Below are 15,957 nucleotides of genomic sequence, written 5' to 3'. Positions count from 1 at the left end.
GATGCGGGGCGGCGGACGACAGCGCACGAAGCGGATCGGCAAGGCGGGCAAGCGCTGGCTGCTACTCGGCCATCGCTGGATCGGCATCCTGACCGGGCTGTTCTTCGCGGCCTGGATCGGGTCCGGGCTGGTGATGCTCTACGTGCCCTTCCCGAGCCTGAGCGAGGCGGAGCGGCTCGCGGGCCTGCCGCCGATCGCCTGGGAGAGCGTCGCCCTCGGCCCCGACGCGGCGCTCGCCGCCTCGGAGGGCGGGACGCCGCCCAGCCTGGCGCTCGCCATGCGCGGCGCGGTGCCGGTCTACCGCCTCGTCACGGCGCAGGGCGAGCGCCTCACCCTCTCGGCCCGGACGGGGGCGCGGCTCGGCCCGGTCTCGGACGAGGAGGCGCGGCTCATCGCCGGGGCCGGCCCGGAGGCGCCGGTGGAGGCCGTGGCGCGCGACCAGTGGACGGTGCATGCCCGCTACGACGCCCTGCGCCCCTTCCTCAAGGTGGCGCTGGGCGATGCGGCGGGCACGGATCGCTACGTCTCGGAGCGGACCGGCGAGATCGCCCTCGACACCAACCGGCAGGAGCGCGTCTGGAACTGGCTCGGCGCGATTCCGCACTGGTTCTACCCGACGCCCCTGCGCGCCCGGGCCGAGCTCTGGCGGCAGGCGATCCTCTGGGTCTCCGGCCTCGGCATCGCCGGCGCCCTGAGCGGGCTCGTCCTCGGAATCTGGCGGCTGCGGGTCCGGCGGCCCTATCCGCACGGGTCGGTGACGCCCTATCGCGGGATCGGGCGCTGGCACCATCTCGTCGGGCTCGTGGGCGGGGCGAGCCTGCTCAGCTTCATCGTGAGCGGCTGGCTCTCGATGAACCCGAACCACTGGTTCACCATGCCGGGGCCGCCCGGCGACCTGCTGGCCGCCTATGCCGGGCCGGCCGGACCGATCGGGCTCGATCCCGCCGGGCTGAGGGCGGCGGCGCCGGAGGGCGCGGTCGAGCTCCGCTTCCTGCGCCTCGGCGGGCGCTGGCTGACCGAGGCCCGGACCGCCGCCGCCCGGCGCGTGCAGGGGGCGGAGGGCGGCCCGGCTCCGGACGAGGCCGCGATCGCCGCGGCGGCCGCCCGCGCCTTCCCGGCGGCGCCGCTCGCGGGGATCGTGCGGCTCACCAGCTACGATTCCTACTGGTACCCCCACCACGACACGCGCCCGCTGCCGGTCCTGCGCCTGCGCTTCGCCGATGCGGCGGCGACCTGGCTGCATGTCGACCCCGTCTCCGGGGAGATCCTGAACCGGCTCGACCGCAGCAGCCGCCTCTATCGCTGGCTGTTCGCCGGGCTGCACCGGCTCGACCTCGCCGTGCTCACCGGGCACCGGCCGGCCTGGGACATCGCGCAATGGTCGCTCAACGGGCTCGGCGGCGTCATCGCCGTGACCGGGGTGGTGCTGGGCTGGCGCCGCCTGCGCCGCCGGCCGCGCTCCGCACCCAACTATTCCGAGAATTTCACGGATCGTCGCAACGATTCGTTGAGGACGGGACCGGCATGATCCTGCCGAGTGGTCAGGCACGACCCCTCGTCCCTCTCGGCCCGTTGAGACAGATGGCTCCGATCCATCGCTTCGAGACCGCCCGCAGCTACCAGGCGGTCTCGCTCGTCGACGATCTCGTGGCCCGGATGGGACGCCTCGCCGTCCATCGCGGTTTCGTGCGGGAGGCCATCGCGAGCCCGATGCTCAAGCGGCTGATGCCGCGGGAGCGCCTCGCCGAGCGCGCGGCCTTCGAGACCAGCCTGCGCCGGCGCCTCGAAAGCGAGAAGCCCAGGCCGGACCAGATCGCCTATCTCGTCCGCCTCGCCGAGGACGAGCTCGACCTCGCCCACGAACGCACGACCTGAGCCGCCTCAGCCCGCCGCGCCGAGGGCCTGGAGGATGCGCGCCCAGGAGCGGGTGCCCTTGTGGAAGCTCGACAGCGCGTACTTCTCGTTGGGCGAGTGGATGCGGTCGTCGTCGAGGCCGAAGCCGATCAGCAGGGTGTCGAGGCCGAGGAGGCGCTTGAAGTCGCCCACGATCGGGATCGAGCCGCCGGCCCCGACCGCCACCGCCTCCCGGCCCCATTCCTCGGCGAGCGCCTGCCTGGCGGCGCCGAGCTGGGGCATGTCGTAGGGCAGCGCCACCGCGCGGGAGCCCTTGTAGCAGATCACCTCCACCCTGCAGTCGGCGGGCACCCGCTCGCGCACGAAGGCCTCGAAGGTCCGGGCCAGCCGCTCTGGATCCTGGTCGTCGACGAGGCGGAAGGAGACCTTGGCCGAGGCCTCGCTGGCGATCACCGTCTTGGTGCCCTCGCCGGTATAGCCGCCGATGATGCCGTTCACGTCGCAGGCCGGACGCGACTGGATCAGCTCGATCGGCAGGCGCCCCCGCTCGCCCGCCGGCTCCTTCAGGCCGATCGGCCCGAGGAACTTTTCCGCCGTGAGGCCGAGGGAGCGCCACTGCTCCAGCAGCTCCGGCGGCGGCTCGCGCACGCCCTCGTAGAAGCCCGGCAGCGTCACCCGGCCCTCGGCATCGTGCAGGGCGGCGAGGATCTTCGACAGGATGTGGATCGGGTTGGCCGCCGCCCCGCCGAAGAAGCCGGAATGCAGGTCCCGGTCGGCGCAGGTCACCTTCACCTCGAAATAGGCGAGGCCCCGCAGCGAGGTGGTGATCTGCGGCGTCTGCCGATCCCACATCCCGGTGTCGCAGACGAGGGCGACATCGGCCTCGAGGCGGTCGCGGTTGGCGGCGACCCATTCGGGCAGCCCCTGCGAGCCGTTCTCCTCCGCGCCCTCGACCAGGATGGTGACGCCGACCGGCAGGTCGCCGTTCATGGCGAGATGCGCCCGGCAGGCCTCGACGAAGGTCATCACCTGACCCTTGTCGTCGGAGGCGCCGCGGGCGACGATCTTCTGCGCCTCCCCCTCGCCGGCGAGGCGCGGCTCGAAGGGCGGCGTCTCCCACAGGGCGAGCGGGTCGACCGGCTGCACGTCGTAATGGCCGTAGAACAGGACGTGCGGCGCCCCCGGCTTGGGGCGATGCGCCAGCACCACCGGATGCAGGGAGGTCTCCTCCACGGTGGTCGCGAAGCCGAGGGCGGTGAGGGTGCCCTCGAGCCAGGCGGCCGCCTCCCGGCAATGGCCGGCATAGGCCGGGTCGGTCGAGATCGAGGGGATGCGCAGCCAGGCGAACAGCCGCTCCAGGGCATTGTCGAGGTCGCGGTCGATGTCGTTGAGGACGGGGTCGAGCGCCGTGTCGGGCATGGGCCTTCGGGTTCCCTGGGAAGCGGGTCGTGCCCTCAGCGTTAGCCGAGGGCGGCCCGGGGCGGAACCCCGGCGGCCCCGCCCCGGGCCGCCCCGCATGGAACGGCGCCAGTTTGGAGCGGTTATCGACGCAAAGCCGCGGACGGCAGCGTTTCGTCCTCCGCGCAACGTCCGCCCGGCGGACACTGTCCCTCACGCATCGGATCCCCGCCATGCTCATCGACAGCGGCTCGCCCGGAGCCCCCGGCACCGTCGACATCACCCTGACCATCAACGGGCAGAGCCGGCGCATCGCCGTCGCCCCCTGGGTCACGCTCCTCGACCTGCTGCGCGAGCGCCTCGACCTCACCGGCACCAAGAAGGGCTGCGACCACGGCCAGTGCGGCGCCTGCACCGTGCTGGTGAACGGCGTGCGCGTGAATGCCTGCCTGACGCTGGCGGTGATGAAGGACGGCGCCGAGATCACCACCGTGGAGGGCCTCGCGGCCCTGGCCCACAAGGCGGGCACCAACACCCTGCACCCGATCCAGGAAGCCTTCATCGAGCACGACGCCTTCCAGTGCGGCTACTGCACCCCAGGCCAGCTCTGCTCCTCCGTCGGCCTGATGAACGAGGGCCATGCCAAGAGCCGGGACGAGATCCGCGAGGCGATGAGCGGCAACCTCTGCCGCTGCGGCGCCTACACCCACATCGTCGACGCCATCGAAGAGGTGATGCAGCAGGGAGGCGCCCGATGAACCGCTTCGACTACGTCCGCGCGGGCACGGTCGCGGAAGCCGTGCAGGCCCTCGGTGCAGGCGGCCGCCTGATCGCGGGGGGCACCAACCTCCTCGACCTGATGAAGTACAATGTCGAGAAGCCGGAGCGGCTCGTCGACATCACCCGGCTGCCCCTGACGGACATCGAGGCGCATGCGGGCGGCCTGCGCATCGGCGCCCTCGTGACCAATGCGACGCTGGCCTATGACGACCGCGTCCGCGCCCGCTACCCGCTTCTGTCGAGCGCGATCCTGGCCGGGGCCTCGGCCCAGCTGCGCAACGCCGCCTCCACCGGCGGCAACCTGCTGCAGCGGACCCGCTGCTACTATTTTTACGACGAGGGCACGCCCTGCAACAAACGGGAGCCCGGCTCCGGCTGCCCGGCCATCGGCGGGGTGAACCGCATCCATGCGATCTTCGGGACGAGCCCGCACTGCATCGCCACCCACCCCTCCGACATGTGCGTGGCGCTCGCGGCCCTGGAGGCCACCGTCAACGTCACCGGCCCGGAGGGCGAGCGCGCCATCCCCTTCGCGGAGTTCCACCGCCTGCCCGGCGACACGCCGGAGAAGGACACCAACCTGAAGCCCGGCGAGATGATCCTCTCGATCGACCTGCCGGCCCGGGACTTCGGCCCGCACCACACCTACCTGAAGCTGCGCGACCGGCTCTCCTACGCCTTCGCCCTGGTCTCGGTCGCCGCCGCCCTCGAACTCGACGGCGGGACGATCCGGACCGCCCGGCTGGCGCTGGGCGGCGTCGCCCACAAGCCCTGGCGCAACCGCGAGGCGGAGGCGCTGCTCGAAGGCGCGCCTGCCACCCGCGAGAGCTTCCGGAAGGCCGCCGACCGGATCGTGTCGGAGGCCAGGCCCCAGTCCGAGAACGGCTTCAAGGTCGAGCTGGCCCGGCGGGCGATCGTGCGCGGGCTGGAGCAGGCCGCCGCGGGCACCCCGCAATCGCAGTCCGACAAGCGCATCCAGTAAGGAGAGCCCGACGATGGCCACCCAGCTCAGCAGCGGTGCCGGCAAGGACCGCTTCGTCGGCAGCGCGATCAGCCGCGTCGACGGCCCCGCCAAGGTCACCGGCCTCGCCAAGTATTCCGGCGAATTCGCCGCCCCCGATCTCGTGCACGGCTATGTCGTGTCGAGCCGCATCGCCCGCGGCCGGATCACCGGCATCGACGCAGCGCAGGCCGAGGCCGTGCCCGGCGTGCTCAAGGTCCTGACCCACGAGAACCGCCCCGCCGTGCCGGGGCAGGCGGATGCCTATCAGGACATGGTGGCGCCCCCGGGCGCGCCCTTCCGCGCCCTCTACGACGAGACGATCCTGTTCTCGGGCCAGCCCGTCGCCCTGGTGCTGGCGGAGGATTTCGAGACGGCGCGCTACGCCGCCTCGCTGGTGCGCGTCGCCTACGACACCGACACGCCGCGCACCGACCTCGATGCGCTGAGCGGAGACGCCTATGTCCCGCCGGTGGAGCGCGAGGGCATCAAGCCGCCGCCGGAGCCCTGGGGCGATGCGCGCAAGGCCCTGGAGGGAGCCGAGATCCGGGTCGAGCAGAGCTACCGCCTGGCCGACGAGCACCACAACCCGATGGAGCCCCACGCCTCGACCGTGGTGGTGGAGAAGGACGGCACCTACACCGTCTACGACAAGATCCAGGGGGTGGCGAACACGCAGCTCTACCTGACCAACGTCTTCGGCCTGAAGCCGGAGCAGGTGCGCTGCCTCAACCCCTATCTCGGCGGCGGCTTCGGCTCCGCCCTGCGCCCGCAATACCAGCTCTTCCTGGCCATGCTCGCGGCCCAGGACCTGAACCGCTCCGTGCGGGTGACGCTGGCCCGCGACCAGATGTGGAGCTTCACCTTCCGCTCGCAGGCGGTGCAGTCCATCGGGCTCGGCGCGGCGAAGGACGGCGCGCTGCAGGCGCTCAGGCACGGTGCCGTGCAGGGCACCTCGACCTACGAGGATTACCAGGAGGTCGTCGTCAACTGGTCGGGCGTGCTCTACAAGTGCGATAACGTCGAACTGACCTACAAGCTGGTCAAGCTCGACACCCCGACCCCGGGCGACATGCGCGCGCCCGGCGCCGTCTCCGGCGTCTACGCCATCGAATCCGCCATGGACGAGCTGGCCTACGCCACCGGCCAGGACCCGATCGCCCTGCGCCTCGTCAACTACACCGACGAGGACCCGACCGAGGGCAAGCCCTTCGGCTCCAAGGCCCTGAAGAGCTGCTTCGAGCAGGGCGCGGCGCGCTTCGGCTGGGACAAGCGCGACCCGCAGGTCCGCTCCATGAAGGACGGCCGCGAGCGCGTCGGCTGGGGCATGGCCTGCGGCATCTGGGAATCGATGATGCAACAATCGAGCGCCCGGGTGGCGCTCACCGCCGACGGGCGGGTCGAGGTCGGCAACTCCACCGGCGATATCGGCACCGGCACCTACACCATCCTCACGCAGATCGCGGCGGACGGGCTCGGCGTGCCCTTCGAGCATGTCACGACCAAGCTCGGCGACACCAGCTTGCCCGAGGCCCCCGTGGCCGGCGGCTCCTGGACCGCCGCCTCCTCCGGCACCGCGGTGATGAAGGCCGCCCGCAACGTGGCCGAGCAGGTCTTCAGGCTCGCCCGGGGCTTGGAGGGCTCGCCGCTCGCCAATGCGGATTTCGAGCGGGTCGTGTTCACCGGCGGCCGGATCCAGCTCGCGGAGGATCCCGCCCGCGGGGTCGCCCTGACCGAGGTGCTCGCCGCCACCGGCACCGACAGGCTGGAGGCCACGGAATCGGCCGGCCCGGATTCCGACTTCAAGGCGCAGTACGAGGCCTATACCCACTCGGCCGTCTTCGCCGAGGTGAAGGTCGACGAGGAGCTCGGCGTGGTCCGGGTCACCCGCGTGGTCTCGGCCATCGCCGCGGGCAAGATCCTCAACCCGAAGACGGCGGCCAGCCAGATCAAGGGCGGGATCGTGATGGGCATCGGCTCGGCGCTGCACGAGGAATCGATGCTCGACCACCGCCTCGGCCGCTTCATGAACCGCAATCTCGGCGAGTATCACGTGCCGGTGAATGCCGACATCCACGACATTGAGGTGATCTTCGTCGACGAGGAGGACAAGGCCAATCCGCTCGGCGTGAAGGGGCTCGGCGAGATCGGCATCGTGGGCGTGGCCGCGGCCATCGCCAACGCCGTCCACCACGCCACGGGCACGCGCATCCGCGCCCTGCCGATCACCCTCGACAAGCTGCTGACCTGAGGAACCCAGCGCCCTCCCCGCAGGCGCGATCGGACCGCTTCGCGCGGTCCCCCTCGCCCAGAGGGCGGGGAAAGGTGCTTCGCCCGGCACCCGCGGAGAGCTGCGGCTGCGATCCGCCCCACATCGTCGTTGCCCCACCCGCCCCGGGCGGCGTATCGCGGCGCTCGGGTTTCCTCGCGCCGGATCCAGCTGCATGGCGGCTCTCCTCGTCTTCCTCGGTGCCGGCCTCGGCGGCGTGATGCGCCACGGGGTCAACATGCTCGCCGTGCGGCTCGGATCGAGCTTCCCCTGGGGCACGCTCGCCATCAACGTCTCCGGCTCGATCGCCATGGGACTGGTGACCGGCTGGTTCGCCCTGCGCGGCGGCAGCCTGCAGGCGCGGCTGTTCCTCGCCACCGGGATTCTGGGGGGCTTCACCACCTTCTCGACCTTCTCGCTGGAAGCCTTCACCCTGTTCGAGCGCGGCGAGAGCGCGGCCGCGGCGGCCTATGTGCTCGGCTCCCTGGTCGCCGGCATCGGCGGCCTCGCCCTCGGGCTCTACGTGATGCGGCAGATCCTCTGACAGGGAGCCGAGGGGAACCGAGGATGGCCGATCCGCTCCAGTCCTGGCGCCTCTGGGCGCTGCTCTCGGCGGCCTTCGCGGCGCTGACCGCGGTGCTGGCCAAGGCCGGGGTGGAGGGCATCGCCTCCGAGACGGCGACCTTCCTGCGCACCCTCGTGATCCTGGCGCTCACCGGCGCGATCATGCTGCTGGCGGGCCAGGCCCAGGGCCTCGGCCGGATCCCGGGGCGCAGCGCCCTGCTCCTCGTCCTGTCGGGGCTCGCCACCGGCGCCTCCTGGCTCTGCTACTTCCGCGCCCTCTCCCTCGGCGACGCGGCCAAGGTCGCGCCCCTCGACAAGCTCAGCGTTGTGCTGGTCGCCTTGTTCGGCGTGCTCTTCCTCGGGGAGCGGCTCTCGGCGACCAACTGGCTCGGCATCGGCCTCATCACCGCCGGGGCCCTGCTGGTGGCCTGGCGCTGATGGGAGCCCCCCGCCTGGCCGCCCTGCTGGTCCCCGCCCTGCTCGCGGCCGGACCGGCCACGGCGGAGGATCCCTTCGTCGATGCGGGGGCGCGGGTGCCCGGCCTCGTCGTGGAGATGCGCTATGCCGGCGCGCACAACTTCGTCGGGCGGCCCATCGCCGGCTACGCGGCGCCGCGCTGCCTGCTCACCCGCGCGGCCACGGCGGCGCTCGCCCGCGCCCAGGCGGATCTGGCCCGCGAGGGGCTCGGCCTGAAGGTGTTCGACTGCTATCGGCCGACCCGGGCGGTGGCCGATTTCGTGGCCTGGGCCCGCGACCCCGCCGAGGCCCGCATGAAGGCCGAGTTCTATCCGGAGATCGACAAGGCCGACCTGTTCCGCCTCGGCTACATCGCCGGGAACTCCGCGCATTCCCGCGGCTCGACCGTCGACCTCACCCTCGTGACCCGGGCCGAGGGCCGCGAGATCGACATGGGCACGCCCTTCGACTTCTTCGGCCCCGCCTCCGGCGAGGGGAACAAGGCCCTCACCCTCCCCCAGGCCGCCCACCGCGCCCGGCTGCGGACGGCGATGATTCGGGCCGGTTTCGCCCCCTATCCGCAGGAATGGTGGCACTTCACCCTGCGCGGCGAGCCTTTTCCCCACACGGCCTTCGACCGGCCGATCCGCTGAGGCCCGCGCGCAGAAGCCGAGGCAACGCCATGGCTCTGTGTGGAATTTGTCTTGCGCCTTGAATTATTCCAGTTCAGGCGAGACAGATTTCGAGAGCAACTCTCGCCTTGTATCATTTCTAATGTTTTGATCGCAACTTGCAAATATTTCGGCGATTGCTCAAAGTTTCTCCCGCAACGAAACCTATCGATCGCCCCGGGCTTACCCTGTCAGGGGCGGGAGAACAGAAGCGGAGAGACGGATGGCACGCACCCTCGACGCGATCCGGCACTACACGCGGATCGCCTGGTGGGACGGCTCGGCCCTGGGCCTCCACCTCTCGGCCTTCGGCGACCTGCTGGGCCTGACCGAGGGCGAGCGGGGCGGCAGCCGCCGGCCCCAGGGCGGGACCGAGAGCGAGGACGAACGGGCGTGAGCGCAGGTGTGAGCGAGGAGCGGCGCGAGGCCGTGGAGCGGCAGGCGCAGGGCGGCCTCGAACGCGCGCTCATGCGCGCCTTCTGGCAGGCGATGCAGGACCAGCCCATGCCGGTGATGGCGGGGCTCGAGGCGGCGGCGCGGACGTTGGGCGCGCTCTACCGGCAGGCGGCGGCCGTGCACGGCCCCGGCGGCTGCGATTGCGGCTGGCGGCCGGAGCCCGATTCCGACCTGATCGTGCTGGAGGCGATGCTCGCCGCCGCCCTGTTGCAGCCGCCGGGCCGGACCCTGGCCGAGATGGAGCCCGCCGGCCGCGCCTGACGGCCCCGTCTAGCCCTCCGTCAGCACGATCTCGTGCAGGCGGGCGGGGCGGGTCAGGCGGATATGCGCCTTGTCGATCGCGACGATGCCCTCCCGCTGGAAGCGCTTGAGCATCATCGTCACCCATTGCCGGGTCGAGCCGACCAGGGCGGCGATCTCGTCATGGGTGATGCGGCGGTGGATCACCACCGCGCCGTCCTCCTCCGTGCCGTAGAGGTCGCCGAGATTGAGGAGCAGTTGGGCCAGCCGCTCGATCACCGAGCGGGTGCCGAGCATCTGCGCCATGGCCGTGTAGCAGCGGCCCTTGGCCTCCAGCGCCTCGATCAGGCAGAGGGCGAAGTTCGGCATCTGGCGGATCAGGCTGCGCAGGGTCGCGCTGGAGAGCACCGTGACCCGCACCGGCTCGATCGCCACCCCCGACCATTGGTGGCAGCCCCCGCCGGAAATGCTGGGGCCGCCGATGAAATGGCCCGGCGTCCAGTAGGCGAGGGTCACCTGCCGGCCGGAGGGGCCGGAATAGAACACCCGCACGCGGCCCTCCTCGATCAGGAAGATGCCCTCATGCGCCTCGCCCTGCGCGAACACGCTGCGGCCGGCGGGGAGCGTCAGGCTGCGGCCGGCGGCGCGCACCCGCGCCGCCTCCGCGGGGGTGAGCCGGTCGAGGAAGCCGGCGCCGTCGTCGAGCCCCTCGATCGTCTCGCTCAGGAACAGCGCGCTGGCGATCAGCGGCGCCGGGCGGTGCGGTTCGGACAGGGCGAGCATCGCTGCGGACATGGTGCGGATGGCCTCTTCCGGGGCGCGGCCACCGGCGAAGGCGGCGGGGCGCGCTATGAGGGGGATTATCGATCGGACGCCGCCGCGAGCAATTCCAAATTGAAGATCTCGACGGCGAGATTTTCCCAAGGGGAAGATCTTTTGGAGATTTTCTTTTTGCCAACACAAGAACAGCCGCGAAAGATCGCAGTCTTCATGGGGCGATGAAATTAATTGCTCGCCGCAGCGCAGCACGAGGCCGCTAGATGGGCCCGTCGCCGCGCACCTTCCCGGGCCGCCCGGCGCATCCTGCCCGACGGAGCCCGCCCGTGACCGCCTTCCGCCCCGCCCGCCGCCCTCTCGCCCGGCCGCTCGCCGCCCTCCTCCTCTCGGCCACCGTCTTCGGCGCCACGGCCGGCACGGCCGCAGCCGAGACGATCCGCGTCGCGGTCGGCACGCAGGACACCACCATCAACTGCGCCACCGGCGGCCTGCTGATCCGCGAGCTGAAGCTCCTGGAAAAGTTCCTGCCGCACACGGGCAAGTACAAGGACGCGACCTACGACATCCAGTGGCGCAACTTCACCAGCGGCGCGCCGCTCACCAACGAGATGGTCGCGGGCAAGCTCGATCTTGGCGCCATGGCCGACTTCCCCGGCTCGCTCAACGGCTACGCCTTCGCCAAGGCCGGGCGGCGCAGCCTGTTCCTCTCCGTGCTCTCGGGCAGCGTGAAGGGCAGCGGCAACGGCATCGTGGTGCCCAAGGACTCCCCCGTGCAGGCGCTCGCCGACCTCAAGGGCAAGACCATCTCGGTGCCCTTCGCCTCAACCGCGCACGGGCTGCTGCTGCGGGCGGTGAAGGCGCAGGGCTGGGAGCCGGGCCGCGACGTCACCATCATCACCCAGGCCCCGGAGGTGGCGGGCTCGGCGCTGCTCGCCAACAAGATCGAGGCGCATGCCGATTTCGTGCCCTTCGCCGAGCTGTTCCCCTGGCGCGGCTTCGCCCGCAAGATCTACGACGGCGCCCAGGCCGACGCCCCGACCTTCCACGGCGCCCTGGTCGACGCCGTTTACGCCGACACGTATCCCGAGATCGTCGAGGCCTATCTGCGCGCGGCGATCGAGGCGGACCGCCTGATCGCCGCCGAGCCGGAAACCTATTCCGAGCTGATCGAGAAGGTGACCGGCATCGAGGCCGAGGTCGCCTACCTGTTCCACGGCCCCCTCGGCCTGCAGACCCGGGACCTGACCTGGAAGCCCGAATACCGGCAGGCGGTGAAGACCTCCTTCGAGACGCTGAAACTCCTGAAGAAGGCCGATTCCGACATCGACCTCGACCGCTTCGTCGACGACCGCTTCATCCGCGCGGCCGCCAAACAGGCCGGGATCGACTACGAGGCCCGCCTCAGGGACTACGCCCCCGCCCCCCTCGTCGCCACGGATGCGGCGACCGGGGCGCCGATCACCGACCCCGCCCGCGTCGCCCAGATCTGGGTGCGCGGGGAGCCGAAGGTCCGCCACTACGCCTCGCCGGAGGGCGCCTTCGCGGCCCTCGCCGCCCTGGAGAAGGAGGGCGGCCAGGCCCGCGTCGTCTACGCCCAGGACCGGGGCACCGGCATCAAGCTGTTCGCCACCCAGGCCTGGTACGTGCGCGAGGCCGGGAAGCACCTGAGCGCCTTCCTGCTCAAGGCGGACGCGGAGGCCTTCGCGAAAGCCAAGGGCGGGGACGTGCTCGACTTCGCCGCCGCCCGGGCCGGCCTCTCCAAGCTCAGCGCCCGATGAGCGCCTCGGCCCTGGACGCGCCCGCGCCCCCGCGGGCGGCCGGGCGCAGGCTCCGGCTGCCCCTGCCACAGCGCTGGCCTTTGGGGCGGCTCGCCCTGCGCGGCCTCGCCCTCGGCCTCAGCCTCGCCGCCTGGCACGTGGCGGCGCATGCGAAGCTCGACCTCGGCTTCGTCAGCTTCCGCAACGTGCCGACGCCCCTCCAGGCGGCGCAGGCCGCCTGGGCGCTTCTCCATGCGCCGGCGCTCGGCGCCCATCTCGCGGCGAGCCTCGCCCGGGTGCTGTCCGGCTTCCTGGCGGCTCTGGCGATCGGGGTGGGGCTCGGCCTCGCCGTGGGCCGCTCGCGCCTCGCCCACGACCTGCTGATGCCGCCGCTCGAGGTGCTGCGCCCGATCCCCGCGGTCGCCTGGATCCCCCTGGCGATCCTGATGTTCCCCTCCTCCGAGCTCTCGATGGCCTTCATCACCTTCACGGGGGCGCTCTTCCCGATCCTGCTCAACACCCTGCACGGGGTGGAGGGCGTGCATCCGCGTCTGGTGGCCGCCGCGCGCAGCCTCGGCGCGGGGGATACCGCGATCCTGCGGGAGGTGATCCTGCCCGGCGCCGCCCCGAGCATCGTCACGGGGGCGGCCATCGGCATGGGCACGGCCTGGTTCTGCCTCGTGACCGCGGAGATGATCTCCGGCCAATACGGCATCGGCTACTTCACCTGGGAATCCTACACCCTGCAGAACTACGACGACATCGTCGTCGGCATGCTGCTGATCGGCCTGCTCGGAATGGGCTCGAGCCTGATCGTGCGGACGCTCGGCGCCTGGGCGACGCCCTGGGTCGGCGCGGGAGGGCAGCGATGAGCGCGGGCGTGGCGGCCGGGGGCCGCGTGACCCTGGAGGGCGGCGCGATCCGGCTCGGCCGGGGGGCGGCGGCCTTCGACGTGGTCGAGGACATCCATCTCGACGTGCCGGCCCGGCAATTCGTCTGCCTCCTCGGGCCGTCCGGCTGCGGGAAATCGACCCTGCTCGGGGCGGTGGCCGGGCATCTCGCCCTGCGCCGCGGCCGGGTCAGCCTCGACGGCGAGGCGATCGCCGGGCCGCATCCGGACCGCGGCATCGTCTTCCAGCAGCACACCCTGTTCCCCTGGCTGAGCGTCGTCGACAACGTCGCCTTCGGCCTGAAGATGAAGGGAATCGGCCGGCGCGAGCGCCTGGAGCGCGCCGGGGAGATCCTGGCGCAGGTCGGCCTGTCCGATTTCGCCGGGCGCTATCCGGCGGAGCTGTCCGGGGGCATGCAGCAGCGGGTCGAGATCGCCCGCGCCCTCGTCAACCGCCCGCGGGTGCTGCTGATGGATGAGCCCTTCGGGGCGCTCGACGCGCAGACGCGCCTGACCATGCAGGAACTGCTCCTCGAAGTCTGGGCGCGGCACCGCACCACCATCCTCTTCGTCACGCACGACATCGACGAGGCCCTGTTCCTCGGCGACCGCCTCCTCGTGATGACGCCCCGGCCCGGCCGCCTCCTCGACGACATCGCCCTGGACTTTCCCCGCCCGCGGGCCCGGGGCCTGATCACCGACCCGGGCTTCACCCGGATCAAGCAGCATTGCCTCGCGCTGCTCCACCAGGGACCGGGCCTGCCCCTCTCCCGGCTGAGCCCGATCGGCATGCCGAATCGCCGGGCGGGGGCGTGACGGGAAACGCCCCTCAGTGGCGCGGCTCGCCCCAGGCGGCCCGGCCGCAGGCCTCGGCGGCGAGCGGCGCGAGGCTGAAGCCGTCGATGGTGTCCCGGGAGGGCGTGGCGCCGGCCCGGCACGCGGCGACATAGGCCAGCGCGCTCGCCACGCAGCGCTCGGAATAGGGCTTCGGGATCACGCCGAGGGCGCCGGCGAAGTCGTCCGGGATGCGCTTGGCATTGGCGGTCATGAACAGCACCAGGATGCGCGGGTCGGCGCTCAGGGCGCGGGCCACCTCCACCCCGGTCGGGCCGTCGACGAGATGAATGTCGACCAGGGCGAGATCGGGTGTCGTGTCGCGGCCGAGCGCGATGGCTTCTTGCGAATTCGTGGCCACGCCGACCGGGATGTGCCCGAGATCTTCGAGAAGGCTTTCCAGTTCGAGCGCGATCAGGGCCTCGTCCTCGACGACGAGAATCCGCAGGCCGGATCCGGACGTCTCCTGGGACATGGCGGATGCCTTTCCTCCGAGGCGGGGCCTCGTTCCGTGACCGGGACCCTCGTTTTCTTGTCTTCGACCTGAAGCTATACCGACACACTCAGTTCAGGCCATCCCGGGCATTCATCGGAATCGTGATTTCTACACGTGTTCCTGGCGCGGCATCGCTCCAGAGCACGTTCCCGCGCAGCTGGCGCACCACCATCTCGACGAGGTTGCGGCCGAAGCCGGCCGGATTGGCGGGCGCCTGCGCCAGCCCGACGCCGTCATCCTCGACCACGAGCTGCATCCCCTCCGCCCCCTGCCGCGCCCGGATGCTGACCAGGCCCTCGCGGTCGCCCGGGAAGGCGTGGCGCAGGGCGTTGGCGGTCAATTCGTGCAGCATCAGGGCGAGCGGGGCGGCCATGGCGGCGGTGGTGCCGACGGGCTCGATCTCCGACCGGATCGTGGTCCGCTCCGGATCGAGCCCGGCGGCGACGTCGGAGAGGAACTCCGCGGTGAATTCCTGGAAGTCGAAGCGGGAGACGTTGCCGGCGGAGTAGAGCATCCGGTGGGCGGTCGAGAGGGCGCCGATGCGCTCGGCCATGGCCTGCAGGGCCTCCCGGGCCTCGCCCTCCGGCGTGCGCCGGGCCTTCAGGAGCATCAGCGAGGAGATGACCTGGAGGTTGTTCTTGACCCGGTGGTCGACCTCGTGGAGCAGAGCCGTCTTCTGCTCCAGGGCCGCTTGCAGGGCGGCGGTGCGCTCGGCCACCTGCCGCTCCAGCTCGTCGTTCGCCCGCTTCAGCGCCTCCTCCAGGCGGTGCTTGTCGGTCATGTCGGCCTGGGCCGAGAAGAAGTAGCGGACCGCGCCGTCGGGGTCGCGCACGGGGCTGATCGTCATCCCGTTCCAGAAGCGGGAGCCGTCCTTGCGCACGTTGAAGAGCTCGCACTCGACGGATTTCTCCTCCGCCACCGCCGCGCGCATGGCCGCGATCACCGCCGGGTCGGAATCCGGCCCTTGCAGGACGCGGCAATTGCGGCCGTAGAGTTCGGCCCGGCCGTAGCCGGTGAGCGTCAGAAAGGCTTCGTTGGCCCAGACGATGGGGTTGTCGGCCTGGCGCGGGTCGGTCACGACCATGGGCGTCGGGCTGGCCTCGAAGGCCGCCGCGAAGGCGCCGAGGCTCACCGGTGCCGAAGGCGGTACGGCGTCGACCTTGTTCTCATCGGAATCGTTGTCCCGTTTCCCCGTCATCCGCGCGCCGCGACGTACACCGTTGTCGTTGAGCGAGGGAATTCCCGGATCCGGTGGCCGGGAGCCCTCCGCTCGGATCGAGCGTTTCGTCCACTTGGTCTCGGCAACGCCAACCCGGGGCCGAGGCCGTTGTTCCTTGCAGGGCCGTCCGGGACGCCCGGTCCCGCCCCCCGGCGACCGGGGCCGCGCCCGAAAGACGGCTTAGGCTTTCTCCAGACTTGCCGTCTATGAGACGTTTCGGCCCGCCGCGACGCGGCGCCGGCGCAAGGATGCCACGATCCTGGGGGACAAGCTCCTCCGACGTTCAGGAGTTTGGTT

17 protein-coding genes are annotated in these 15,957 nt (G+C 71.5%); 13 read left to right on the top strand and 4 right to left on the bottom strand.

Annotation, left to right across the window (positions count from 1 at the left end; genetic code table 11):
• Position 1 precedes the first annotated feature (1 nt).
• Together MFF21_RS21095 and MFF21_RS21090 are read left to right on the top strand one after the other, a co-directional pair.
• Positions 2 to 1,528 carry a PepSY domain-containing protein gene (locus MFF21_RS21095; protein ID WP_238313722.1) on the top strand — a complete coding sequence of 509 codons (1,527 nt, stop codon included), beginning with the start codon at positions 2 to 4 and terminating at the stop codon, positions 1,526 to 1,528.
• A gap of 53 nt (positions 1,529 to 1,581) precedes the next feature.
• A complete protein-coding gene (locus MFF21_RS21090) occupies positions 1,582 to 1,875 on the top strand; it encodes a hypothetical protein (RefSeq protein WP_238313719.1) in 294 nt (97 codons plus the stop codon).
• Positions 1,876 to 1,881: 6 nt separating this feature from the next.
• Here the strand turns inward: MFF21_RS21090 and MFF21_RS21085 are convergent, their stop codons facing one another.
• Complete coding sequence (locus MFF21_RS21085; protein WP_238313718.1) at positions 1,882 to 3,273, bottom strand: M20/M25/M40 family metallo-hydrolase; 1,392 nt, start codon at positions 3,271 to 3,273, stop codon at positions 1,882 to 1,884.
• Between the two features lie 212 nt (positions 3,274 to 3,485).
• On the opposite strand from MFF21_RS21085, the gene MFF21_RS21080 reads away from it, so the two are divergent.
• The 8 genes from MFF21_RS21080 to MFF21_RS21045 all read left to right on the top strand — a co-directional run bounded on the left by MFF21_RS21080 (position 3,486) and on the right by MFF21_RS21045 (position 9,709).
• The gene (locus MFF21_RS21080) at positions 3,486 to 4,010 is read left to right on the top strand and encodes a (2Fe-2S)-binding protein (RefSeq protein ID WP_238313716.1); all 525 of its coding nucleotides are present in this window, start codon (positions 3,486 to 3,488) and stop codon (positions 4,008 to 4,010) included.
• Positions 4,007 to 5,014 (top strand): FAD binding domain-containing protein, encoded by a 1,008-nt coding sequence (locus tag MFF21_RS21075; protein WP_238313714.1) that lies wholly within the window; start codon positions 4,007 to 4,009, stop codon positions 5,012 to 5,014. Before MFF21_RS21080 ends, MFF21_RS21075 begins: the two co-directional genes overlap by 4 nt.
• 13 nt (positions 5,015 to 5,027) lie before the next feature.
• Positions 5,028 to 7,283, top strand: coding sequence for a xanthine dehydrogenase family protein molybdopterin-binding subunit (locus tag MFF21_RS21070; protein WP_238313712.1), 2,256 nt, complete (start codon positions 5,028 to 5,030; stop codon positions 7,281 to 7,283).
• A 193-nt stretch (positions 7,284 to 7,476) separates the two neighbouring features.
• Positions 7,477 to 7,845 carry a fluoride efflux transporter CrcB gene (crcB, locus tag MFF21_RS21065; RefSeq protein WP_238313710.1) on the top strand — a complete coding sequence of 123 codons (369 nt, stop codon included), beginning with the start codon at positions 7,477 to 7,479 and terminating at the stop codon, positions 7,843 to 7,845.
• 23 nt (positions 7,846 to 7,868) lie between these two features.
• Positions 7,869 to 8,303 carry an EamA family transporter gene (locus MFF21_RS21060; RefSeq protein ID WP_238313708.1) on the top strand — a complete coding sequence of 145 codons (435 nt, stop codon included), beginning with the start codon at positions 7,869 to 7,871 and terminating at the stop codon, positions 8,301 to 8,303.
• On the top strand, positions 8,303 to 8,974 hold the full coding sequence (locus MFF21_RS21055) for a M15 family metallopeptidase (RefSeq protein ID WP_238313707.1): 672 nt from the start codon (positions 8,303 to 8,305) through the stop codon (positions 8,972 to 8,974). The genes MFF21_RS21060 and MFF21_RS21055 overlap by 1 nt, the downstream gene beginning before the upstream one ends.
• 241 nt (positions 8,975 to 9,215) lie before the next feature.
• Positions 9,216 to 9,389, top strand: a complete 174-nt coding sequence (locus MFF21_RS21050; protein WP_238313705.1) for a hypothetical protein — start codon at positions 9,216 to 9,218, stop codon at positions 9,387 to 9,389.
• Positions 9,386 to 9,709 (top strand): hypothetical protein, encoded by a 324-nt coding sequence (locus MFF21_RS21045; RefSeq protein ID WP_238313704.1) that lies wholly within the window; start codon positions 9,386 to 9,388, stop codon positions 9,707 to 9,709. The genes MFF21_RS21050 and MFF21_RS21045 overlap by 4 nt, the downstream gene beginning before the upstream one ends.
• Before the next feature lie 9 nt (positions 9,710 to 9,718).
• On the opposite strand, the gene MFF21_RS21040 is transcribed toward MFF21_RS21045, so the two are convergent.
• Positions 9,719 to 10,483, bottom strand: a complete 765-nt coding sequence (locus MFF21_RS21040) for a Crp/Fnr family transcriptional regulator (protein ID WP_238313702.1) — start codon at positions 10,481 to 10,483, stop codon at positions 9,719 to 9,721.
• Between the two features lie 308 nt (positions 10,484 to 10,791).
• On the opposite strand from MFF21_RS21040, the gene MFF21_RS21035 reads away from it, so the two are divergent.
• The 3 genes from MFF21_RS21035 to MFF21_RS21025 are packed head-to-tail and all read left to right on the top strand — an operon-like array spanning position 10,792 to position 13,927.
• The gene (locus tag MFF21_RS21035; protein ID WP_238313700.1) at positions 10,792 to 12,243 is read left to right on the top strand and encodes an ABC transporter substrate-binding protein; all 1,452 of its coding nucleotides are present in this window, start codon (positions 10,792 to 10,794) and stop codon (positions 12,241 to 12,243) included.
• Entirely contained in the window at positions 12,240 to 13,094 is an 855-nt protein-coding gene (locus MFF21_RS21030; protein WP_238313698.1) for an ABC transporter permease, read from the top strand. Before MFF21_RS21035 ends, MFF21_RS21030 begins: the two co-directional genes overlap by 4 nt.
• Complete coding sequence (locus tag MFF21_RS21025) at positions 13,091 to 13,927, top strand: ABC transporter ATP-binding protein (RefSeq protein ID WP_238313696.1); 837 nt, start codon at positions 13,091 to 13,093, stop codon at positions 13,925 to 13,927. The genes MFF21_RS21030 and MFF21_RS21025 overlap by 4 nt, the downstream gene beginning before the upstream one ends.
• A gap of 13 nt (positions 13,928 to 13,940) precedes the next feature.
• On the opposite strand, the gene MFF21_RS21020 is transcribed toward MFF21_RS21025, so the two are convergent.
• Both MFF21_RS21020 and MFF21_RS21015 read right to left on the bottom strand, forming a co-directional pair.
• Positions 13,941 to 14,420, bottom strand: a complete 480-nt coding sequence (locus MFF21_RS21020; protein ID WP_238313694.1) for a response regulator — start codon at positions 14,418 to 14,420, stop codon at positions 13,941 to 13,943.
• Positions 14,421 to 14,508: 88 nt separating this feature from the next.
• Positions 14,509 to 15,639: a histidine kinase dimerization/phosphoacceptor domain -containing protein gene (locus tag MFF21_RS21015; protein ID WP_283206547.1), complete on the bottom strand. Its 1,131-nt coding sequence runs from the start codon at positions 15,637 to 15,639 to the stop codon at positions 14,509 to 14,511.
• Positions 15,640 to 15,957 lie beyond the last annotated feature (318 nt).

The sequence above is a fragment of the Methylobacterium organophilum genome (assembly GCF_022179465.1).
Lineage (GTDB): Bacteria > Pseudomonadota > Alphaproteobacteria > Rhizobiales > Beijerinckiaceae > Methylobacterium > Methylobacterium organophilum.
Note: the sequence above shows the minus strand (reverse complement) of the source record. Positions and strands in the feature narration are given on the sequence as shown.